This window comes from Paraburkholderia sp. JPY419 (genome assembly GCF_050435705.1).
In the GTDB taxonomy this organism is placed as follows: domain Bacteria; phylum Pseudomonadota; class Gammaproteobacteria; order Burkholderiales; family Burkholderiaceae; genus Paraburkholderia; species Paraburkholderia youngii.
Genome location: NZ_JBNDKV010000004.1, coordinates 1,403,488 through 1,425,640, shown reverse-complemented (window position 1 = coordinate 1,425,640; position 22,153 = coordinate 1,403,488). Strand labels below are relative to the sequence as shown.

General features: G+C 62.4%; 20 protein-coding genes. 11 read left to right on the top strand and 9 right to left on the bottom strand.

The features are described from left to right. The first annotated feature begins 99 nt into the window (after window positions 1–99). Together QFZ91_RS35030 and QFZ91_RS35025 are read left to right on the top strand one after the other, a co-directional pair. Complete coding sequence (locus QFZ91_RS35030) at window positions 100–1,200, top strand: Rieske 2Fe-2S domain-containing protein (RefSeq protein WP_429570038.1); 1,101 nt, start codon at window positions 100–102, stop codon at window positions 1,198–1,200. Further along, on the top strand, window positions 1,197–2,162 hold the full coding sequence (locus QFZ91_RS35025) for a PDR/VanB family oxidoreductase (RefSeq protein WP_429570037.1): 966 nt from the start codon (window positions 1,197–1,199) through the stop codon (window positions 2,160–2,162). The genes QFZ91_RS35030 and QFZ91_RS35025 overlap by 4 nt, the downstream gene beginning before the upstream one ends. 38 nt (window positions 2,163–2,200) lie before the next feature. Here QFZ91_RS35025 and QFZ91_RS35020 read toward each other — a convergent pair whose 3' ends face one another. From QFZ91_RS35020 to QFZ91_RS35010, 3 genes are all read right to left on the bottom strand, one after another. Further along, window positions 2,201–4,657, bottom strand: a complete 2,457-nt coding sequence (locus tag QFZ91_RS35020; RefSeq protein ID WP_429570036.1) for a penicillin acylase family protein — start codon at window positions 4,655–4,657, stop codon at window positions 2,201–2,203. A gap of 176 nt (window positions 4,658–4,833) precedes the next feature. After that, complete coding sequence (locus QFZ91_RS35015; protein ID WP_368716011.1) at window positions 4,834–5,109, bottom strand: hypothetical protein; 276 nt, start codon at window positions 5,107–5,109, stop codon at window positions 4,834–4,836. Further along, window positions 5,106–5,579 carry a DUF2778 domain-containing protein gene (locus QFZ91_RS35010; RefSeq protein WP_429570035.1) on the bottom strand — a complete coding sequence of 158 codons (474 nt, stop codon included), beginning with the start codon at window positions 5,577–5,579 and terminating at the stop codon, window positions 5,106–5,108. The genes QFZ91_RS35015 and QFZ91_RS35010 overlap by 4 nt, the downstream gene beginning before the upstream one ends. A 257-nt stretch (window positions 5,580–5,836) precedes the next feature. Here QFZ91_RS35010 and coxB point away from each other — a divergent pair, with 257 nt between their 5' ends. From coxB to QFZ91_RS34985, 5 genes are read left to right on the top strand one after another with little or no spacing between them, the layout of a single operon-like run. Beyond that, the gene (coxB, locus tag QFZ91_RS35005) at window positions 5,837–6,859 is read left to right on the top strand and encodes a cytochrome c oxidase subunit II (protein WP_429570949.1); all 1,023 of its coding nucleotides are present in this window, start codon (window positions 5,837–5,839) and stop codon (window positions 6,857–6,859) included. A 28-nt stretch (window positions 6,860–6,887) separates the two neighbouring features. Further along, a complete protein-coding gene (gene ctaD / locus QFZ91_RS35000; protein ID WP_429570034.1) occupies window positions 6,888–8,885 on the top strand; it encodes a cytochrome c oxidase subunit I in 1,998 nt (665 codons plus the stop codon). 1 nt (window position 8,886) lies between these two features. Further along, the gene (locus QFZ91_RS34995; protein ID WP_429536230.1) at window positions 8,887–9,528 is read left to right on the top strand and encodes a cytochrome c oxidase subunit 3; all 642 of its coding nucleotides are present in this window, start codon (window positions 8,887–8,889) and stop codon (window positions 9,526–9,528) included. Beyond that, window positions 9,525–9,941, top strand: coding sequence for a hypothetical protein (locus tag QFZ91_RS34990; protein WP_429570033.1), 417 nt, complete (start codon window positions 9,525–9,527; stop codon window positions 9,939–9,941). The genes QFZ91_RS34995 and QFZ91_RS34990 overlap by 4 nt, the downstream gene beginning before the upstream one ends. Then, window positions 9,941–11,299 (top strand): c-type cytochrome, encoded by a 1,359-nt coding sequence (locus QFZ91_RS34985; RefSeq protein WP_429570032.1) that lies wholly within the window; start codon window positions 9,941–9,943, stop codon window positions 11,297–11,299. The genes QFZ91_RS34990 and QFZ91_RS34985 overlap by 1 nt, the downstream gene beginning before the upstream one ends. A gap of 16 nt (window positions 11,300–11,315) precedes the next feature. On the opposite strand, the gene QFZ91_RS34980 is transcribed toward QFZ91_RS34985, so the two are convergent. Further along, window positions 11,316–11,723, bottom strand: a complete 408-nt coding sequence (locus QFZ91_RS34980) for a Fis family transcriptional regulator (RefSeq protein WP_429570031.1) — start codon at window positions 11,721–11,723, stop codon at window positions 11,316–11,318. Between the two features lie 174 nt (window positions 11,724–11,897). Continuing rightward, window positions 11,898–12,638, bottom strand: a complete 741-nt coding sequence (locus QFZ91_RS34975) for a 3-ketoacyl-ACP reductase (protein ID WP_429570030.1) — start codon at window positions 12,636–12,638, stop codon at window positions 11,898–11,900. Between the two features lie 378 nt (window positions 12,639–13,016). On the opposite strand from QFZ91_RS34975, the gene QFZ91_RS34970 reads away from it, so the two are divergent. Then, window positions 13,017–14,708, top strand: coding sequence for a Na/Pi cotransporter family protein (locus QFZ91_RS34970; RefSeq protein WP_429570029.1), 1,692 nt, complete (start codon window positions 13,017–13,019; stop codon window positions 14,706–14,708). A 300-nt stretch (window positions 14,709–15,008) separates the two neighbouring features. Here QFZ91_RS34970 and QFZ91_RS34965 read toward each other — a convergent pair whose 3' ends face one another. The 4 genes from QFZ91_RS34965 to QFZ91_RS34950 form a co-directional block, all read right to left on the bottom strand. After that, window positions 15,009–15,428, bottom strand: coding sequence for a hypothetical protein (locus QFZ91_RS34965; RefSeq protein WP_429570028.1), 420 nt, complete (start codon window positions 15,426–15,428; stop codon window positions 15,009–15,011). Window positions 15,429–15,510: 82 nt separating this feature from the next. Next, window positions 15,511–15,912 carry a DUF3597 domain-containing protein gene (locus QFZ91_RS34960; protein WP_176379642.1) on the bottom strand — a complete coding sequence of 134 codons (402 nt, stop codon included), beginning with the start codon at window positions 15,910–15,912 and terminating at the stop codon, window positions 15,511–15,513. Window positions 15,913–16,026: 114 nt separating this feature from the next. Next, complete coding sequence (locus tag QFZ91_RS34955; RefSeq protein WP_429570027.1) at window positions 16,027–16,317, bottom strand: hypothetical protein; 291 nt, start codon at window positions 16,315–16,317, stop codon at window positions 16,027–16,029. Window positions 16,318–16,337: 20 nt separating this feature from the next. After that, complete coding sequence (locus QFZ91_RS34950; RefSeq protein ID WP_429570026.1) at window positions 16,338–17,432, bottom strand: porin; 1,095 nt, start codon at window positions 17,430–17,432, stop codon at window positions 16,338–16,340. A gap of 1,016 nt (window positions 17,433–18,448) precedes the next feature. Between QFZ91_RS34950 and QFZ91_RS34945 the strand changes: the two genes are divergently transcribed. The 3 genes from QFZ91_RS34945 to QFZ91_RS34935 all read left to right on the top strand — a co-directional run bounded on the left by QFZ91_RS34945 (window position 18,449) and on the right by QFZ91_RS34935 (window position 22,106). Continuing rightward, window positions 18,449–18,673, top strand: coding sequence for a hypothetical protein (locus tag QFZ91_RS34945; protein WP_429570025.1), 225 nt, complete (start codon window positions 18,449–18,451; stop codon window positions 18,671–18,673). A 19-nt stretch (window positions 18,674–18,692) separates the two neighbouring features. Further along, the gene (locus tag QFZ91_RS34940; protein ID WP_429570024.1) at window positions 18,693–20,216 is read left to right on the top strand and encodes a tannase/feruloyl esterase family alpha/beta hydrolase; all 1,524 of its coding nucleotides are present in this window, start codon (window positions 18,693–18,695) and stop codon (window positions 20,214–20,216) included. A 534-nt stretch (window positions 20,217–20,750) separates the two neighbouring features. Then, window positions 20,751–22,106, top strand: coding sequence for an MFS transporter (locus QFZ91_RS34935; protein ID WP_176379639.1), 1,356 nt, complete (start codon window positions 20,751–20,753; stop codon window positions 22,104–22,106). The last annotated feature ends 47 nt before the right edge of the window (window positions 22,107–22,153 follow it).

The following is a 22,153-nucleotide window of genomic DNA, read 5'->3' as shown; positions in this document are numbered from 1 at the left end:
AAAACCTTCATTTAATCATTAAAGGCACATTGAGTACACTGAATCTCAATGAGTAGACTGAATGAAGTGGGCGAACTAACAACAAGGAGCGAGACTGACATGTTTCCCAAGAACGCGTGGTACGTCGCATGTATGCCCGATGAAGTCGCGGATAAGCCGCTCGGCCGGCAGATCTGCGGTGAGCCGATGGTTTTCTATCGCAACGCGGAAGGTGCCGTGGTCGCGCTCGAAGACTTCTGTCCGCATCGCGGTGCGCCGCTGTCGCTCGGTTTCGTGCGCGACGGCACGCTCGTGTGCGGCTATCACGGCCTCGAAATGGGCTGTCAGGGCAAGCCGACCGGCATGCCGGGCCAACGCGTCAACGGCTTTCCGTCGATTCGCCATTATCCGGTGATCGAACGCTACGGCTTCGTCTGGGTGTGGCCCGGCGATGCGACGCAGGCCGATGCCGCCAAACTGCATCATCTGGAATGGGCCGAGAGTGCCGAATGGGCATATGGCGGTGGTCTTTATCACATCCGCTGCGATTACCGGCTGATGATCGACAACCTGATGGATCTGACGCACGAGACCTATGTGCACGCGAACAGCATCGGGCAAAAGGAAATCGACGAAGCCGCGCCGAAAACCGTGGCCGAAGGCGATACCGTGCGCACGAGCCGTTTCATGGAAAACGTCGCGGCGCCGCCGTTCTGGAAGATGGCGTTGCGCGGCAATGGTCTCGCCGACGACGTGCCCGTCGACCGCTGGCAGATCTGCCGCTTCACGCCGCCGAGTCACGTGCTGATCGAGGTGGGGGTCGCGCATGCCGGGCATGGCGGCTATCACGCGCTCGCTGACAAGAAGGCGTCGTCGATCGTGGTGGATTTCATCACGCCTGAAACCGAAACGTCGATCTGGTATTTCTGGGGCATGGCGCGCAATTTCCGTCCCGACGATGCCGCGCTGACCGCCAGCATCCGCGAAGGACAGGGCAAGATCTTCAGCGAAGATCTGGAGATGCTCGAACGTCAGCAGCAGAACCTGCTGCGCTGGCCCGAGCGCAATCTGCTGAAACTCAATATCGATGCGGGCGGTGTGATGTCGCGTCGCGTGATCGATCGGCTCGTCGCGCAGGAGCGCGCGGAGACCGGCGCGCCGCAGGCCGGTGCGCCCCGGGTTGAAGCGACGCGCGTCATTCCGGTGCGGACGGCGACATGAATCATCCCGTGCTGAATGTGGTGGTCGCGCGCCGGCGCGACGAAGCGCCCGGTATCGCCAGCTTCGAACTCGCGAGCGAAAGCGGTCAGGCGTTGCCCGCTTTCGACGCCGGCTCGCACGTCGACGTGCATTTGCCCAACGGGCTCGTGCGTCAGTACTCGTTGTGCAACGATCCGCGCGAAACGCATCGCTATCTGATCGCTGTGCTGCGCGACGAAGCGGGGCGCGGCGGATCGAAAGCGGTGCACGATTTGCTTCGCGAGGGCGATCGCCTGCAGATCAGCGCGCCGCGCAATCATTTCGCGCTCGCTGACGATGCGGCACATCATCTGCTGCTCGCGGGCGGCATCGGTGTCACGCCGATTCTTTGCATGGCCGAGCGGCTTGCCGCCACGGGCGCTTCGTTCGACATGCACTATTGCACGCGCTCGAAGGAACGCACGGCGTTCCTCGAGCGTCTTGCACAAGCTGGCTTCGCGAAGTCGGTCCAGCTTCATCACGATGACCATCCTGGCGGCTCGACGTTCGATATCGAACAGACGCTAAGCGATGCACCGCCCGGCACGCATCTGTATGTGTGCGGTCCGCGCGGCTTCATGGATTTCGTGCTCGAGACCGCGCGTGCAAAGGGCTGGCCGGAAAACAGGCTGCACTACGAGTTTTTCGGCGCGGCCGCGAATCAGCCGGCGACGGGCGGCAGCTTCCAGGTGCGCATCGCGAGCAGCGGCGCGACGATCGACGTGCCGCCCGAATGCACGGTGGTTCAGGCGCTGGCCTCGCATGGCGTCGAAGTGATCACGTCGTGCGAGATGGGCGTGTGCGGTACCTGTTTGACGCGAGTGCTGTCTGGTGAGCCAGATCACCAGGATTCCTATCTGACCGACGAGGAACGCGCGGCGAACGATCAGTTCCTGCCGTGCTGCTCGCGCGCCAAATCACCGCTGCTGGTGCTCGATCTGTGATCTTCTGCGGACGACGGGCGGGTCGCCCGTCATACCGCTTATTGCCCTTTCCCCTCGGAGTCCGACGAACTAACCGTGCGGACATTCAACGCCGGGTCGTGCGCAATCGCTTCTTCGGAGAACGGAAAAATCGTCCAGCGCTGGGCCGCGTAATCGCGCGTGCCGTCGGCATAGTGCGGCGACGCCGGATCGTCGGATTCAGACGGCGCGAGCAGCGTGCGGGCGATCACCCGACCGTCCGAGAACCACACGATCTGCAGATACGTGTCGCCCATCGGCTGGACGTTCATCGAATAGCCGCTCGCGTCGAATGGATGCGCGCCACACGCGGAGGTGAAATAGCCACCGGCGTCGCAACCGCCGAATAGCGGAATGCGCTCGTCATTGCGTTGCACGTAGAGGGCGGCGCTACGCGGCGCATCGATCGCGATGCCAGCGCGTTGCAGTGCCGCGAGCGCGTCATGCAGCGCGGCGGCGAGCTTCGCCGGATCGGCGGCGATGCCCGCGGGTGTGGTCAACGGCTTCGCGGGATCGAACGGCACCGCGTATAACTGCGCGGGCGGAATCGTCAGCAGACGTCGCCACAGTTCGTCCCACAAGGTTGCACCCGCTGCGCCAGCCGCGGCCGTATCGTCCCATGCGGCCAGTACTTTGCACGCCGCGCGCTGTTGCTCCGGGTTCGGGTCGGCCGGCAGGGCCGCGAGCGCGCTGCTGTTGCACAAACGGTCGAGCACGGGCTGCTTGAACAGCAACGCCGACATCGAGCGACTGTCGAGCGCCGCGCGGCCGAGTGCATCGGCGGAAACGCCATGCGGATCGTTCTGCAATTGCGCGGCGATCGTATAGCCGAGCCGTGTGCGCAGCGTCTGCGGCGTCTCGGTCGCGCCGATGATCTTCGCGTAGCCCGTCATTGGTGCGGCCGGGTTGGTGAGCCAGTAGCTGTCGTTGAAGTTGCCGACATAGTCGCGCCGAAGCAGCGACGGCATCCGCGCGACCGGCAACGCACGGTGCTGTACCGCGCCAGGCTCGTCGCGCCAGTCGCAGTCGCTGCGCGAACCGTCGAGGACCGGCGCGGCGGGCATGATCTGCGCCAGTGCCCGGCCGACCGGCGGCGTGCAACGTTGCGCCAACTCGTCGGGCACGTCCGGGATCGCGCCGATGTCCGCGTACCACACGCGCGGATCGTCGCGGCCGATCGCGAGCGTGTTGACCCACGGCACCGCCGCGTTCTTCTTCTGGATGCGGATGAAATCGCCGAGCGAGGCCGCCTGATTCCATTCGAGGAAGTTTTCGAACGTGCGGAAATTGTCGGTATTGATGTCGCGCAGCGCGAAGGCCTGCTGCGCATTCCACGCTAGCGCGGGCGACATCGCGCGGAGGTTGACGAGCGGCCCGAAGCGCGAGCGATACAGCGTGCGCGACACGGTATGCAGCGAACCGTCGGCGGCGCGCACTTCGACGTTCACGCGCGTCGGCGTCATCGCTACGCTGTTGCCGTCGACCTGATACCGGGTCGGCGCGCCAGCTTCGAGCGTCAGCTTGAACAGGCCGAAGCGCTTCGCGGTGGACACGGTATGCGTCCACGCGACGTTGTCGTTGAAGCCGATCACGATCAGCGGCACGCCGAGAAACGACACGCCGCTGACGTTCAGCTTACCGGAAATAGTGAGTTGAGCCTGGTAGAAGCGATCAGGGCCGGTCCAGAACCAGTGCGGATTGCCGAGCAGCAGCGCGCTGCCGGTGTGCGTCGCGTCCGCGCCGAACGCGAGGGCGTTGCTGCCGATGCCAGCATGGCCGCCGAAGTCGGCGAGCGGTGCAGCGACGGCGGCGTCACCGTGCAACCCGCTTTGCGGCGGGCTCGGCATCGCCTGTGGCGGTTGCGCGGTCGCGATCGCATTGATGAAGCGGGCCTCGCCACCGGCCAGATTCGCCGCGATCTGACGCCGGTAGACGTCCGCGTTGCTGATCTTGCCGAGCCACGGCGCCGCGCGGCAGGCCGCATGCGCGCCCGGAAAGTCGCCGTGCGCCAGATCGGCCACGTAGCGGTTATAGCCGGCGACGAAGCCGTCGATCAGCGCGCGCATGTCGTGGGTCTGGCTTTTGCGGTAGCGCGCGACGGTCGCATCGTCGACGATGAAACGGAAGAAGAAATCCGAGTCGAGGTTGTCGGGCTGGCCGAACGTCGCGCCTAACGCGGGGCGCGCGTCGGCGCCGAAGAAGCGCGAACGTTCGCCACGATAGGTGACGAAGCTTTCGGTCATCGTGCACAGATTGTCCTGGGCTTGCGCGTAGCCGTACCCGTAGCCGAGGCTGCCCCAGTCGTCGGCTTTGATGTGCGGAATGCCGAGCGCGGTGCGGAGGATATCGGCGCGATAGGGGCCGGTACGCGCGACCTCGTCGGTGTCCGGACTCGCGCAGCCTTGCAGAGCGGCGGCGAGGGGCAGAGCGACCAGCAGGCCGGCGAGGCGGCGGAGCAGCGAGACATTCGAACGCATGGCTTTTTCGGTCGGGCGGACGTTGATTGGTGATGCGCGTGGCGCTCTCGCGAGCTTAGCGGGTAGTTGACGGTGGGTCACCGTGGTGAAGCCCAAAAACGACAAAGCCCACTGGTCGGCGGGCTTTGGGTGCAACTTTTGATGCGGAGTTAGCGATTATTTCCACCGCGAGATGGCTAGTCGTCGAGCTTTCGCTGACCACGCTTCTTGCTTCGCCAAACAAGCAGAACTGCTGCGGCGAAACCTAGCACGATAGCGGCCGACGACATGAGGAAGGCGAGGTCGGATTCCTGATATGCCGTCTTGACCCCGTACACACGAACCGCCAATTTCCATATCGGATTCGAAAAGTTCAAGGGCGCTTCTGGATTCATCATCCACCACAGCGCATTGGCAAAGATTGCGAGCAGTAAGGCGAAACCGACCGCGAGACAAATTAAGACTTTTTTCATCTCACAATCACCTCACCGTACGCTTTAAATTCCGATCCAGGCACTGATACTTTTGGCGTGTGGGTAAATATCGAACGAATATGATGCCAGTCTGCGAGTCGGTCGATAGTTATGCAGCCCTCGCTTCTCCCCAATCGGCCCTTCGGATGCAATCGGAACTGGCCACGAATAATGCCGTCGCATAAGACTTTATCGTCGTCGATATTAGCGTCGATAGCGTAGAGCGCGAACCATTCGCTCTTGTTATTGCCATTCAGGTTAAGCCGATCTTTCCATGGTCCAAGAATGCCGCCGGATCTACGGTCAAAAATATAGTATCTGCCGACGGGAATGGCGCCGATCCTCGGCGTGCACATTCCAGCCGCCTTGTTGATATGACTCCCCTGCCCAGAGTATGCAGGAAACGATAGAGCGCCAATCCTGAATTCGCTCATCGGCTTACCATTCAATTCGAACGTGCATTGAAACACCTGTCCTCCAGATTGTCCGATAACAATGAACTCGTAAATAATTAACTTATGCAGAGCGGCATTCTATAGGCGGTTTTTTTTGAGAAGGAAACTATTAAACTAAATTATTCACGGCAACAGCTCGACACACGAGGCCTGATTTTTGCTGACCTGCTTGGGCGTCGTCTCGTTCGCAGGGGACGACGCGTGTTGAAAGCTCATCACCAGCGGGGTCCCCAGTGGCAGCAGCGCAAGCATCCGGAACGTCAGGACGGCGCATCAGGCGGGGCAGCGTCACGTCGTTAGCGGCGCTGGCTAGCGCGTCCGCAAACTCCGCGCACGCCAACCCGGTGGCACCGCTGAACTACTTCCTGCACGCGGCGGGCCCGGCGGCCCGTCCGACGCTTTACCTCGGCTGGGTTTTCACCGCGATCGTGACGCTGGTCACGCTGATCGTCGCCGGTCTGTTGATCGGCGCGATGGTCCGCAAGCGTCCCGCGGCGCGACCGGATGCGCTGAGCGCCGAGCCCGGTGGCATCCGCTGGGTGTTCATCGGTACCGCGGTGTCGTCGGTCGTGCTGCTGGCGATGCTGGTCTATGCCCTGATCACGCTCGAATCGGTGGCGTCGCCCGCGTCGTATCCGCAATTGACGATCACCGTGACCGCTTACGACTGGTGGTGGAAGGCCGATTACAGCGACGATCCGAACCCGGCCCGCAACTTCAGTACCGCGAACGAGATTCACATCCCGGTCGGTGAACCCGTGAAGATCCAGCTCAAAAGCGCGGACGTCGTGCACGCGTTCTGGGTACCGCAACTGGCGGGCAAGACGCAGACGATTCCGGGGCAAACCAACGAGCAGTGGATTCAGGCGGACCGTCCCGGCATTTATCGAGGGCAGTGCTCGCAGTTCTGCGGCGCGCAGCACGCGCATATGGCGTTCGAAGTGATCGCGCAGGACGCCTCGGCATTCAACGCGTGGCGCGACGCGCAGGGACGCGCGGCCAGCGTGCCAACGGGCGACGCAGCGGTCGCGGCCGGCCACCATCTGTTCGAAGAGCGCTGCGCGGGCTGCCACACGATTCGCGGCACCAAGGCCACCGGCGTGCAGGCGCCCGATCTGACGCATCTCGGCTCGCGCCGGATGATCGCGGCAGGCGCGCTCAGCAACACGCCCGACCATCTGCTCGAATGGATCGAGCAGGCGCAGCGAATCAAACCCGACGGATTGATGCCCAGTATCGCGCTGACCACCAGCGAGGCCGCCGCGATGTCGGCGTATCTGGCGACGCTGCATTGAAGCGCATCGCACTCGAGGAGCCCGTTCAATGTCCGATCATCCCGCTTCCGCTTCACTGCCCGCACTGACCCGCACGCCGCGGCGCGGCCGCGTCGAGCCCGGCAGCGAGCAGGAAAAGCGGCTGCGCGAAATCTGGGAGTCGCGGCCCGGCTGGCGCGGCTGGTTCTCGACGGTCGATCACAAGACCATCGGCCTGCGCTACCTGGTGACCGCCTTCGTCTTCCTGCTGATGGGCGGCGTCGAAGCGCTGATCATGCGCGTTCAACTGGCGCGTCCCAACGCAACGGTGCTCACGCCCGAACAGTACAACCAGCTGTTCACGATGCACGGACTGACGATGATCTTTCTGTACGCGCTGCCCGTTCTGTCCGGCTTTTCGAACTATATCTGGCCGCTCGTGCTCGGCGCGCGCGACATGGCCTTTCCGCGCCTTAACGCGCTGTCGTATTGGGTGTTCCTGTTCGCCGGCATCTTCCTGTATGCGAGTTTTCCGACCGGCCAGGCCCCCGACGCAGGCTGGTTCAACTACGTGCCGCTGTCCGGGCTCGAATACAGCAACGGCCCGAACATCGACGTGTATGCGCTCGGCATGGTGCTGCTCGGTATTTCGACGACGGTCGGCTCGATGAACTTCGTCGTCACGCTGCTGAGGATGCGCGCGCCGGGCATGTCGCTCGATCGCGTGCCGGTGCTCGTGTGGGGCACGCTGACCGCGTCGGGCGGCAATCTGTTGGCGGTGCCTTCGGTGAGCCTCGCGTTTCTGATGCTGTGGATGGACCGCCGCATCGGCACGCATTTCTTCGACGTGCTCAATGGCGGGCGTCCGTTGCTATGGCAGCACCTGTTCTGGATCTTCGCGCACCCGTGGGTCTACGTGGTCGTATTGCCGGCGATGGGCATCGTGTCGGATGCGCTGCCGGTCTTTTGCCGCCGGCCGCTGGTCGGCTATGGGCCGGTCGCGTTGGCGACGGTCGCGACGATGGTGCTCGGCTTTGCCGTGTGGATCCACCATATGTTCGCGACCGGCATCCCCGCGCTCGCGCTGTCGTTCTTCGGCTCGGCCAGCATGGTCATCGCGGTGCCGAGCGCGGTCGCGACGTTCGCGTGGGTCGCGACGATCTGGACCGGCCGCCCCGTGTATCGCGTGCCGTTCCTGTTTTTCGCGGGCTTCGTGCTGCTGTTCGTGATCGGCGGCGTCTCCGGCGTGATGACGGCCGCGGTGCCGTTCGACTGGCAACTCACCGACACCTACTTCGTCGTCGCGCATCTGCACTACGTGCTGCTCGGCATCAACGTGTTTCCGGTGATCGGCGGCATCTACTTCTGGTTTCCGAAGTTCACCGGCAGGATGACGAACGAGCGTCTCGGCAAGCTCGCGTTCTGGGTGCTGTTCATCGGCTTCAACGTCGCGTTCTTTCCGATGCATATCGCGGGACTGCTCGGCATGCCGCGCCGCATGTACACGTATCCCGCCGACATGGGCTGGAATACGGTGAATCTCGTCACGTCGCTCGGTTCGTTCCTGTTTGCGGCCGGCGTGCTGCTGTTTCTGATCGATATCGCGGTGAGCCTGAAGCGCGGCAAGCTCGCCGGCAACAATCCGTGGGATGCGCCGACGCTCGAATGGTCGGTCAGCTCGCCACCGCCGCCGTACAACTTCGCGGTTGTGCCGACGCTCGCGAGCCGGCATCCATTGTGGGAAGGACGCGTCGAAGAGCCGGGGGAGGCGGTTCAAGCGCGCTCGCAACTCGACGAAGGCTATCTGCTCGCGCAAGGTCGCGAAGCGTTGGGCACGACCGCACTGGAGGCGAGTCCCGACGTGATCCTGAAGATGCCCGAAGATTCATACGCGCCGTTCTGGCTCGCGGTCTTTGCCGCGCTACTGTTCGCGGGGCTCGCGTTGACCGCGTGGGTTTTCGTGGGCGCGATGCTGGCCGGTTGCGCGGTGTCGATCATCACGTGGCTGTGGCCCGAGCGCGCGCTGATCCAGCGCGAGCCGGTCGCGGTCGAGGACGCGGGAGGCTGACGTGAGCGATGCACTGAATTTCAATCGCGCGTCGAGCGAACCGGACCAGACCGCGCGAGCATTGCCGGTTGGCAGCGCGGGCGAGCGGTCGAGCGGCTGGTGGGGCTGCTTCACGCTGATCGCGACCGAAGGCGCGCTGTTCGGCTATCTGATCTTCTCGTATCTGTATCTGGCGTCGCAGAGCCAGCAGCATTGGCCGCCCGAGGGCTTGCCGGAGCTCGGGCTCGGCAGCGCGAATACGGTCATTCTACTGTCGAGCAGCGTGTTCGTCTGGTTCTGCGAGCGCTGCGTGCGCCGGCGGCGGTTGCGGCTGGGGGTCGCGTCGATGGCGGTGGGCATCGTGCTGGGCTGCATCTTCATGGGCATTCAGTTGCGCGAATGGCATAACCACCCCTATGGCCTGACCTCGCACCTGTATGGCTCGCTGTACTTCACGATTACCGGCTTTCACATGGCGCACGTGCTGGTCGGAATCGTTGTGCTGACCTTGCTGGCGATCTGGACCGCGCTCGGCTATTTCGACGACAAGCGCTGCGCGGCGCTATCGATCGGCGGGCTGTATTGGCACTTCGTCGATGTCGTGTGGCTGTTCATTTTCAGCACGCTGTATCTGACGCCGTATCTGTTCCGGGAGTGGTCATGACGACGGTGTCCCGAGACTCGCACATCTCGATGCGCTACGTGCTGATCGGTCTGCTCGCGGCACCGTTCGCGTGGCTGTTGCAGATGATGCTCGCGGAAACGCTCGCCGCGCAGGCCTGCTATCCGCACGACCATCCGCTCGGCGCGCCGCTCGTGTCGTGGATGCGTCCGGCGATCGTCGCGCTCGGCACGGTGTGTCTGGTCGCGGGCGCGTTCGGCACGTGGGTCGCATGGCGCAATCTGCGCCGCGTCGCGCAGCTGAAACTCGGTGCGCTGAACGGCGAGCGTCGCACGCGCGCCGAACTCGACTGGTTTCTGACGCACGTCGCGGTGATGACCAGCATGCTATTTCTGTTCGCATTGATCGCGACGGATGTCGCGGTCGCGATCGTGTCGCCGTGCAGGTGGTGGTGATGAAGCGCGGCGTTCTCGACACGGTTAGATACGGCATCGTGGCCGCATGCGCGCTGACGTTAGCAGCGGCGGCAAACGCCGCCAGCGCGGCCGACGCGGCGGCACACGCCGCCAGCCCCTCGACCGACGCCGCGCAGATCGCCCGCGGCGCATATCTCGCCAAGGCCGCCGATTGCGCCGGTTGCCACACCGCCGCGCCGCGCGTCCCGCATCCGGGCGCGGCGCCTGAAGCTACGCCGCCGTTTGCCGGCGGGCTCGGCATGGGGTCGCCGTTCGGCACGATCTATACGTCGAATATCACGCCGGACCCGCAATACGGCATCGGCCGTTATAGCTATGACGACTTCGCGCGCGCGTTGCGCGAGGGCATCGCGCCCGGGGGCAAGCAGCTTTATCCGGCGATGCCGTACCCGTCGTTCGCGAAGATCACTGACGACGATATGCACGCGCTCTACGCCTACTTCATGCACGGCGTGCAACCGGTCGCGGTGCCGGCCCCGCAAACGCGCTTGCCGTTTCCATTCAATCAGCGCTGGGTGTTGATGTTCTGGGACTGGGTGTTCGCACCGAAAGGCCAGTTCAAGGCCGATGCGAAACATGACGCGCAGTGGAATCGCGGTGCGTATCTGGTGCAATCGCTTGGCCATTGCGGCGCCTGCCACACGCCGCGTGGACCCGCCTACGAAGAGCGCGGCTATGACGAGTCGGCATCGGCCTATCTGACGGGTGGCACCAACGACCACTGGTTTGCGCCGAACCTGAGCGCCGACCCAGGCTCGGGGCTCGGCCGAAGTTCCGCGGCCGACATTGTCGACTTCCTGCGGCACGGTCACGGCGGCGGACTCATCACGTTCGGCAGCATGGTGCAGGTCGTCGAAGACAGCACGCAGTACCTGAACGACGACGATCTCGCGGCGATCGCCGCGTATCTGAAGAGCCTGCCGTCGCATGCGCCGAGCGGCAATTTCAACGCACGTTCCAGCGCCGCGCAGCAAACCGTGCAGGCGCTGAAAACCGGCGATGTGGAAAGACCCGGCGCGGGCATCTATGCGTCGTATTGCGCGCGCTGTCATCAGATGGACGGCGCCGGGGTGCCGCATAAGTACCCGCGCCTCGCGGGCAACCCCGCGGTGCTGTCGGCATCGAGCGCGTCACTGGTGCGGTTGCTGGTCGAGGGCGGCGGCAGTCCGCATACCGAGTCGGGACCGGAGCCGCACAAGATGCCGTCTTTCGCCGGCAAGCTCACGGACACGGAAATGGCCCGTGTGCTCACCTTTGTTCGAACCACATGGGGAAATGCGGCCGGACCGGTCACGCGAAACGATGTATCTAATGTGCGCGGCGCATTGCACAAGTAAATGCCAATACGCGTCGTTATGCGGTGTTCTCGCTGTCGACGTCACCGTGGCCATTGGCGGCGCTGAACAGGGTCTTCAGTTTCGCGTTGACTGCGATCAACGCCCCGACTGGCGTCACCGCGAGTTGCTGATCGAAGAGCGTGAGGACCTGACCGAGCAGCGCGTAGGCGTCGTGATCGACCACGCAGATGCCAGTTTCGAGTCCCGCCTCGCGGCAGCGCAGAATCACGCCCTCCGCGTCGCGAAACAGCTCGGGTACGGCGGAACCATAGCCGCGCTGATTCAGCAGCATCGCCATGTAAATGGCCTGCGCCATGCTGCCGACGTGATATTGATTGGCGACGCCGCTGCGTAATGCTTCGAGCGTCATGTGATAGTCGAGCGAGATTTCGCCTGCTTTGGCAGGCACGATCGGGCGCAGCATCGCCTTCGGGCGGGTGCGCGGCGACTTCGCGGGTGCAGCGCGAGTAGGGCTCGCTTTTCTGGTCATATGCTCACTGAGGCGGCCGGCTCGCGCCGGGCCGCTAAACCATCACGGAACCTGACAACGTCGATAACGGAACACGGCTGCGCCGCATCACACGCGGCGCCGTTCCCGTTAGCCCATATGCAGACCGCCGTTCAGCGAGAAATCCGCTCCGGTCGCAAAGCCCGCTTGATCCGACGCGATCCACGCGACGATCGACGCAATCTCTTCCGGCGTACCGAGACGCCGTACCGGAATCGTCGCGACGATTTTTTCCAGCACCTCCGGACGGATGGCCTTGACCATGTCGGTGCCGATATAGCCGGGCGACACGGTGTTGACCGTCACGTTCTTGGTGGCCACTTCCTGCGCGAGCGCCATCGTGAAGCCGTGAATGCCGGCCTTGGCGGTGGAGTAGTTGGTCTGCCCGAACTGGCCTTTCTGGCCGTTGACGGACGAGATGTTGATGATGCGCCCAAAGCCCCGGCCGATCATGCTCTCGATGACCTGTTTGGTTACGTTGAACAGACTCGTGAGATTGGTGTCGATCACCGCTTGCCAGTCTTCGTAGGTCATCTTGCGGAACATGCCGTCGCGCGTGATGCCCGCGTTGTTGACGAGCACGTCGACTTCGCCCACTTCCGTCCTGACCTTCTCGAACGCTTTCGCGGTGGACTCCCAATCCGCGACGTTGCCTTCCGAGGCGATGAAGTTAAAGCCGAGCGCCTTCTGATCTTCCAGCCATCGGGCTTTGCGCGTCGAGTTCGGTCCGCAGCCCGCAATGACGGTGTAGTTCTCTTTGTGCAAGCGCTGGCAGATGGCGGTTCCGATACCACCCATGCCGCCGGTTACGTATGCAACACGATTTGCCATAAGTCCTCCTTCTTGTTTGGGGTGAGTTGAGCAAGTTTGATTGGAGGATGGACCTATTATTGGCAGCGGCAAACGGCCGGGACGATGGGCATTTTCACCTACGGGTTAACTGCCAAATCGGATGCCGGAATCGTTGTTTGACGAGGCAATGAATTATCTTGATTGACGGTTGAATGCTTTGCGAACTCCGCGGTCCGGATGCCGCCGGCCGCTTTCCTGTCCTTGCCTGCGCGCCGTCTTCCTCATACCCTTAGCGTTAGCCTTAAGTAGCTGCCCCGGACACAGCGCGGCAGACCGCCGGCACGGTCGTCGATCCCGGGGAGCGAAGCCGTCCCTTGCTCCCGCATCTATTCGTGTGATCATCAGAGGCACATCAGGATGACTGATTATCTTGCTGACATCGATCCCGACAAGTTGAACATCCTTGGGATCTTCGGGCTGTTGATCGGCGGCCTCGCGCTGTTTCTTCTCGGGCTGGAGTTCTTGACCGGCGGGCTTAAGGCGATCGCGGGATCGAAGTTGCAGTCGTTGATCGGCGTGCTGACCGCGAACCGGTTTCGCGGCGTGTTGGCGGGTGCCATCGTGACCGCGCTGCTGAACTCGTCGACCATCACGACGGTGCTGATGGTCGGCTTCGTGTCCGCCGGGCTGATGACACTTGCCCAGTCGGTGCCGATGATCATGGGCGCGAACATCGGCTCGACCATCACCGCGCAGATCATCGCCTTCGACGTTTCGCGTCTGACGCCCTACATGCTCTCGATCGGCTTCGTGCTGCACGCGTTTGCTCCGCGCGAACTGCTGCGGCAGATCGGCCGCGTCGTGATGGGGCTGGGCCTGCTGTTCATGGGCATCCAGCTGATGGGCGAGTCCACGCATCCGTTGCGCACGTACCAGCCGTTCATCGACGCGATGCAGGATATGCGCAATCCGCTCGTCGGCGTCATCGTGGGGGCGGTCTTCACCGCGATCGTGCAAAGCTCGGCGGCGACGCTCGCGGTCGTGATTGCGCTGAGTGGGCAGGGCCTGATGCCGCTCGAAGCCGCCATCACGCTGATTCTCGGCGCGAATGTCGGCACCTGCGGCACGGCCTTGCTCGCATCGATCGGCAAGCCACCGGAGGCGGTGCAGGTGGGCGTCGTGCATCTGGTGTTCAATGTGCTTGGCGTCGTGATCGCGCTCTTCCTGATTCCTCAGATGGCGGAATTCGTGCGCTGGATATCGCCGTCGCATCCAGACCTGCAGGGCGTCGAGCGCCTCGCGGCCGAGGCGCCGCGCCAGGTAGCCAATGTGCATACTTTGTTCAGCGTCGCAAATACGCTGCTGCTGATCTGGTTTACCGGTCCCATCGCGCGGTTCGCGCAACTGGTCGTGCCGCAGCGCGCGAAGCCCGCCAAACCCGCGGGCGATCCGCAGTATCTCGACGAGTCGGTATTGACGGTGCCGGCGCTTGGATTGCAGCGCGTGCGCATCGAGCTGACCCGGCTCGGCATGCAGGTGCTCGAAGTCGTGCAACGCGGCTCCCAGATGGTGTCGACGGGCACGATGGAAGAGATCAATCAGATGCTCGATAAGGACAAGGAGAGCGATCGGCTCTCCTTCGAGATTCTTCAATATATCGGCCGCCTGTCGAAGGGAGAACACTCGGAGGAGGAAGGTCAGCAGATGGTCGGCTATACGCAGGTCACGAGTCACCTCGAGAGCATCAGCGGCATCGTCGGCACGACGCTGCTGAGCGTCGCGCAGCAGCGAATGACGCAGCAGATCGACCTGTTGCGCCTGCGCGATGCGGCGACCACGCAATTTTCCGAGGCGGTGATCCGCAATCTCGAGCAGGCGGTCCGCACGATCGAGGCGCCCGACCCGGCGGAGGTCGCGAAGGTCATCGACGCGAAAGCCGGCATCGAGAAACTCGCCGCGACCGCGCGTCAGGTCGTGCTCGCGAAGCTTCAGTTGGCCGACAAGACGGACGTCGTCACGTTCCGACTGGCGATGGATCTGATCGAGCAGGGCCGGCAGATCGCGCAGTTTGCGCGGGCCATTGCGAAAAACGTGGCGGCGCTTCAATAGATTCAATGGCGATCGATATATTCGTGCGGAACTGATCGCCAGCACACGTAGGTGCGGGTTGCATGACGGTTAAACTTGTGGCGTGTCATCCTCGTGACACGCTTTCAAAGAGAGTGGGATTGCCCGCCTTTGCTGTGCGGGCTTTTTTCTTGTCGCGCGGGTTGTGGTATCAGTAGTGAAGCTTGCAACGCCTGTAACGATTTAACACACGCCGCGTCCATTATTTGATAGCCTTTGTCGCAGCAGAGCATTGAACTCAAGGAGGGATTCACCATGATAAGGTGGCTTGCTAACTGGGCTTCACAACATGCTCCTACTCCCGAGAAACAGGCCGAACGTGCGCTGAACAACTTGCGCATGGAACTGTTTCAGGCCGAACAGCTGGTGCTCGACGCACAGCTGCGTGCCGATTACTATCGGGCTCGCCTGACCTTCCTCGAAGAAGTTACGAGAAAGGGAATCGAACAGGTATCGGACGAACGCAAGGCTCCTCTGGAGCCCCCCCAGCCACTGCGGCCGGGACTCAAGCTCACGGCGGCGCAATAGCCGCGGATATTCCAACTCAATCTGTTCGGTCAGCCGCGTTTGAATACGTGGGCTGACGGCAATCGTGCTGTCCAGGGCGCGTGCAATGCGCGTTTTTTGCCAGCCGATTGCGCGAGCATTGATTGCCGCGCCGAGAAGGTTCGAGTTGCCCGGTTCAGTGATTCGACCGGGCAACTTCGTTTGAGCGATTGATTTTTACTGCGGGGCTTCCACTGCGCTGCGCTTCGCTTTCTGCGAGACGCCTGCTTTGTCGTGCCTAGCTTGCCAGATCGGGCGGCAGCTTGCCGCCGTTTGCAGCGAGCGCCTGCATCACCTGCTTGTGCAGCCAGATGTTCATGCTCGCTGAATCGTTCATATCCCCGCTGTACTTCAATTCCTGCGCAAGCTGCTTGCGGTGTTCGAGACTGCTGTCGACGCCGAGCGCCTTCATCGTGTCGACAATCGACGTACGCCAGTTCAACGTCTGTCCGCTTTCGCTGACGAGTTGATCCATCACGGCGGCCACGTCGACGTCGGTCAGCGGTGCGGGTGCGGCGGGCGCGTTGGGCGTCGCGGCTTGCGCGGCGGCCGGGTCGGGGGTGGCTTCCGTCGCGGGGGGAGGTTGGTCCGGCTTCGCTTTGCCGAACAGCTTGTGCACGATGTCACCAAAAATACTCATTTCCGAAATCTCCGCGGTTGAATGACAAATGCGAGTGGGGGCGCTCGCGGGACATGCCCCCGATATGCTACGCGTCTAGCACGGCAAAAAACGTAATATTTTGTCAGCCCGTCGTCATTCGGCGTGCTCACGGTCGAACTGCCATACCGCTGGGAAGCCCATCAACTTGCACATTTCGGAGAATGGGTACATGGTATTTTCCACGTGCCTGGTGCCGCGCTGCGCCTTGATCTGGCCGTAGACATCCTGCAGCGCTTTCGCGACCGCCAGAAAGCCCGATGCCGGATAAATCGCAATCGAAAAACCGAGCTTCTGCAATTCAGCCGGCGTCAGTTGCGGCGTGTGCCCCCCTTCGACGATGTTCACGAGCAGCGGCGTATCGAACGTGCGTGCGATCGTCTCCAACTCTTCGACGGTTTCCGGTGTCAGAAGTGCGTATGCAAGCCGACCCGTGCGATAGCCTGGGTCTGGCCGCTCGATGCGCCGTCCGCGCTATTCATGCCGTTGATCTGCGCGAAGCCGCCGGAGCTTGCGCGCTGATACAGACCCATCACGTAGACGCTCGTGCGCTTCGACAGCGAGTAGTCGACGATCGCCGCGATCTGATGCGCGTGATTGTTGTCGACGACCGAATTGCCCTTCATGTACAAATACGACGCGCCGGTGGCGAGTGCCGATGTGAACTGGTACTGCACCCCGACGGAGCCTCCATAGACCGAGCCGCCGTTCGCCGAGTTGTGCACGGTCGTGAACAGCGCGTTGGTGAACCATGAGCCGAATACGTAGTGCGCGCCGAGCCCCCAGTTGCGCACGCTGACCTGCGGGGAACCGGCCGTGTAGTACTTCACGTTCGTGTAGGCGGCGTTGGCGCCGAAGGAATTCGCCGCGTAGTTGAGCGCGAAGCTGGTCGAATTGCCCGCGCCGATAGAGCCCGCCACGTTGCCGAAGCCATACATCGCGCCCGCGCTGAATCCACCGAACGCCGGCGACACGTACTTGACTGAGTTATTGAGGCTGACGCCGGCCATGCGATCCCAGTCGAACGCGCCGGTCGGATTCTGCGGCAGAGCGAGTTTCTGGAACGGACCCGCGCGGAATGCGTAGAAGTGGCCGGAGACGTTGGCAGGATCGTTGCCGCCTGCGAATAGCGAGTCCGTCATGAAGTCATACTGATTACCGAGCGTGAACTTGCCGAGGCGATCGTCGACGAGCCCCAGGTACGAAAGACGGCTGAACAGGCTCGAATTGGGCATGAATTGCCCGTTGTTCAGCTGGTACTGGTTCACGAGCTCGAAGATGGCCTTGGTGCCGCCACCGAGATCTTCGGTGCCTCTCATGCCCCACAGGTTCGGGCCATTGACGCCGTCATCCATCTTCACGCTGTGTTTGCCACCCTGGTTACTCACATACGTAACGCCGGTATCCACGAGGCCGAATAGCGTGACGCTGCTTTGCGCGTGTGCTGCCGTCGACATCAAGGCACCCGCGAAAATGGCGAGCGCGATCTGCGTCTTCTTCATTGAAATGATCTCCTTTTTATATTTCGTCGTGCCAAGCGAAGTCATGTGGCTATGGCCGTATTGGTGAAGGGGAGGTGTGAACGGCGCTCAATATAGTCGGAGCGATGTTGCGGAGGAAGTAGCGCAGCCGGACCGAAAAATGCAGCTGATTGAAATGCGAGCTGTCCGACATAGCGGGGTTTACGCGAACTCGCGAGGCGGCGCTCTGACTATCTCATTTCCGACTATGCGTGATAGCTCATTGAAAAATAACAGCTTTGCGGTTGCGTCGCGGCAACGTGATGTTTGTTTGTCGTAAAGCAGGAGAATGGAAGGTGTAAGAAGCGCAAATGTCACGACAACGCGTCAATAAACAAAACAGAAAGCTCTTCGCGTTGATTCGCAACGCGAGTGGAAATGTCGTTGGGTTCATGCCACAACCTGGCAATAGCCGAGATTGACGTCTTGTTCTTCTCTATGAGATCACGCGCGCGGAGGCTGTCGTTGTCGTTGCAATACGCATAGAAGCAGTACTTTTCTGCTTTCCCGCGTCATCACATCGCGGAAGTCGTTGGCGACTCATAGTGCTAGTGACTCCCGATTTCAATTTGTTTCTTTTCGCATCTAAAAAAATTATTGCGTGCGACCGTGGGAGCTAGCGGCACACGGTCGAATCGGTTTGCGGCGCCGCCCGTCATTCCTTGTGCCATCGGTTCGAGCGCGGTGTCGAGCGTCATCGAGTTGGACGTGCGAGCGCATCGGAGAGCCGCCGATATCGCTGATCCTTGTGGTTAACCCGCGATTTCCTGTCAATCACCGTCTGGCTAACGTCGCGTCAAAACCCGGCGAGCCTGTGCGAGCGCGCCGCCGCGACCAGAAGAACGAAGACGTTTCTAAAAGCCGAAGTAATAAAAGAGGAGATTTGAATCGATGAAGGTGAAGAAGACATGCGTCACGCATCGTGAATGCGTGATGCGCACCGCGAGCACATGCACGGGCCCAATAGTGGACCGTGACAACCACGCAGGAGAACAAGTATGAGAACACTGCAACCGCTGAAGTTGCTGTCGCGCATCAAGGCGCGCGGCGTTTCACTGCTGACGTTCGTCGGCGTTTGCGCGACGGCCGCGATCGTCGCCGCATGCGGTGGCGGTAGCGGTGGCGGCACGCTCACGTACACGCCATTGGCAGCCGTGCAACGCGGTCGTCGATTGCTCGAAGCTCGCTTCAATCGATATCACCGACATCGGTGGCGCCGGTAGTTCGATTACCTCGGCGACCGTGACCAACGCAACGGTCAACGGCGCGACGGTCGCGTTCTGCACGGTGAAGGGCACACTCGCTCCGTCGAACACGTTCGAAGTCGCGCTGCCGGTCAGCACATGGACACAGCGTTTCGCGGAACTCGGTTGCGGTGGTTTGTGCGGCAATCTGAGCGACCCGACCAAGCAAAGCTCGTTCAGCTTCTCGTACCAGTGCCCGCTCGTGCAGCAGGGCGGCTTTGTGACGGCGGCGACCGACATGGGTCACTCGGGCCAGGATTCGAGCTGGACCACGGACCCGCAAAAGCAGGCTGACTTCGCGTATCGCGGTCAGCACATCACGACGCTCGCCGCGAAAAAATTGATCAAGGCTTACTACGGACAGACGCAGAAGTATTCGTACTTCATCGGTTGCTCGGACGGCGGCCGCGAAGCGCTGATGGCCGCGCAACGTTACCCGACCGACTACAACGGTATCGTCGCGGGCGCGCCGGCTGCGCACTTCCAGATCCAGAACTCGCTGTATCACGGCTGGAGCGTGAAGTCGCAAAGCACGACCGGCACCAGCGCCGGCAATGCGATTCTGTATGCCGACAAGGCGACGCTGCTGCACAAAGCTGTCGCGGCGGCGTGCGGCGGCGGCAGCGGCGCGGCCGATGGCCTGATCGCCGATCCGCGTACCTGCCATTTCGATCCCGCGACGATCCAGTGCGCGAGCGGCGCGACGAGCACCAGCAACTGCCTGACCGCGGCTGAAGTCACGACAGCGAAGGCCATTTACAGCGGTCCGACCGATGCGACGACCGGCGAGTACATGCTGGCGGGTTCGCCGCAGTACGGTTCGGAAGCGAACTGGGTTGGCGTCGAAGTGCCGACGTCGAACTCGACGGATGCACCGGTTTCCGTGACGAAGCTGTTCAGCTATTCGATCGTGACGGGCGCGTACAACCTGATCTTCACGGGCTCGCCGACGATGCCGACCATCGACACCTTCGGCTACCAGGACGCCAGCTTCTACCCGACTTATCTGAAGGCGAACCATCCGTTCATCGACGCGACGAGCCCGGACCTGTCCGCGTTCAATGCTGCCGGCGGCAAGCTGATCCTGTGGCATGGCTGGTCGGATCAGCACATCTCGCCGCTGTTCACGATCCAGTACTACGAAGCGATGCAGAACACGATGGGCACGTCGAGCGTCGACCAGTTCGCGCGGCTATATCTGGTGCCGGGCGTCGGCCACTGCGGTGGCGGCGAAGGCAACCCGAATATCGACCTCGTGTCGAAGATCGCCAACTGGGTCGAAGAATCCAGGGTGCCGACTTCGGTGATGACGTATCAGACCGATTCGTCGAACAACGTAACGGCCTCGCGTCCGGTCTATCCGTACCCGGCGGTCGCGAAGTACACCGGTTCGGGCGACTGGCACGACGGCGCGAACTACACGCAAGGCGCACCGCTCTACACGGCAGCCTCGCGTACGTGGGCGGGTTCGAGCTTCTACACGCCTTATACGCCGGCGACGCGCGGTGTCGCGGCGCCCTGAACCGGGTCTCGCGCAGCGCTAACTGAGTACGAGCCGGTCCGCCACGCCGGCTCATCCCGAAGCTGCATGGCTGTGACACGGTCATCCGCTTTTTCTTTTGAGCCCCTTTTTCGTGGGGAAAATCCGCTGGCAGCGCGGCGCATTCACGTCGATCGCAAAAGCGGGGTGTCTCGCTGCCGTTCTATGCGAGTTCGTTCGCGCGTCATCTGTTTTGTTTATCAGTTGGTGTACCAACTGGCGTCCGGCGAGGCCGCTCCGAAGGGCGGTGGGCCTAGGTCGAACGCCGGTCCAGCGCCGCTTTGCGCGAATCGGACAGACTTCGACGATGCTATGCGGAACGCTGAAAATGCGGATACTCGCTTCGACCATATGGTTAACCCGCGCTTTGGCCCGCGAAGGACGAAACGTACCGTCACGCCAGTTGTTTGAGTAGGGCGTGTAGGGGCCCCATCGCCACGATGGTTACGACGCACTTTGCGAAGCAACCCGCGTCGAGCGCGCGATGAGGCCATTGAAGGAGACAGGAGAGTTTTGATGAGTACTACCAGCGGTAACAGAATTGATATCAAGAAGTTCATCGATGAACGGCCGATCTCGCCCTACCAGTGGCTGCTGGTAGTGCTGTGTTTTCTGATCGTGACCGCCGATGGCATGGACGTCGCGATCATGGGTTTCGTCGCACCGTCCATCATTCATGATTGGGGTATTTCGCGTCCCGAATTCGGTCTCGTGATGAGCGCGGCGCCGATCGGTCTCGTGATTGGCGCATTGTTCGCGGGTCCGGCATCGGACCGCATCGGCCGCAAGTGGGTGCTGATTACGTCGGTGTTTCTGTTCGGCGTGTTTACGATCGCGACTGCGTTCACGCAATCGCCGTTTTCGATGGCGGCACTGCGTCTGTTGAGCGGTGTCGGCCTCGGCGCGGCGATGCCGAACTCGACGACGCTGCTGTCCGAGTACGCACCGCAACGCAAGCGCGCGCTGCTGATCACCGTGATGTTCACGGGCTTCAATCTCGGCTCGGCATTGATCGGCTTCGCGGCCGGCTGGCTGATTCCGGTTCACGGCTGGCGCTCGGTGCTGATTTTCGGCGGCGCGCTGCCGCTCGTGCTGATCCCGTTCCAGATCTGGCTGCTGCCCGAGTCGGCCCGTCTGCTCGCGGTGCGCGGCGCGCCTGCGCAGCGTATCGGCAAGGTGCTCGGCCGGGTGTGCGGCGTGCATTTCGCCGGCAATGAAGTGTTCGTGTCGAACGAACCGCCGCTGCCGACGCGCAAGCCAATCGGCGTGCTGTTCTCGCAAGGCTATGGCTCGATGACGATCGCGCTGTGGGTCACGTATTTCATGGGCCTGCTCGTGATCTATCTGCTGACCGGCTGGCTGCCGACGCTGATGAAGGATGCGGGTCTGTCGGTCACCACCGCGGCCAACATCACGGCGATGTTCCAGATCGGCGGCACGATCGGCGCGGTGCTGGTCGGCTGGGTCATGGACAAGGCGCGTCCGGCGCCGGTCATCAGCGCCGCGTATATCGGCGGCGCAGTGTGCGTGCTCGGGCTCGGCTACATCGGCGCGATGTCGTCGTCGCTCGCATTGCTGGTGTTTGCCGCGGGCTTCTGCATGAGCGGCGCGCAAACCGGTCTGAACGCATTTGCGCCCGGCCGCTACCCAACCGTTGCGCGTGCGACCGGTGTGAGCTGGATGCTCGGCATGGGCCGCTTCGGCAGCATCTTCGGCTCGGCGATCGGCGGCGCGCTGCTCGGCTTCGGCTGGCAGTTCGGCGCGATCCTCGCCATGCTTGCGATCCCCGCTACGCTCGCCGCGATCGCCATCCTGGTGAGCCAGCGCGCGGGCGGCACCGGTACGGCGGCGCAGCCGAATACCGCGCATTGACGCACGCAGGTACGTGGCGCGCGTGCGGTTCGCGCGCGCCGCTGGTT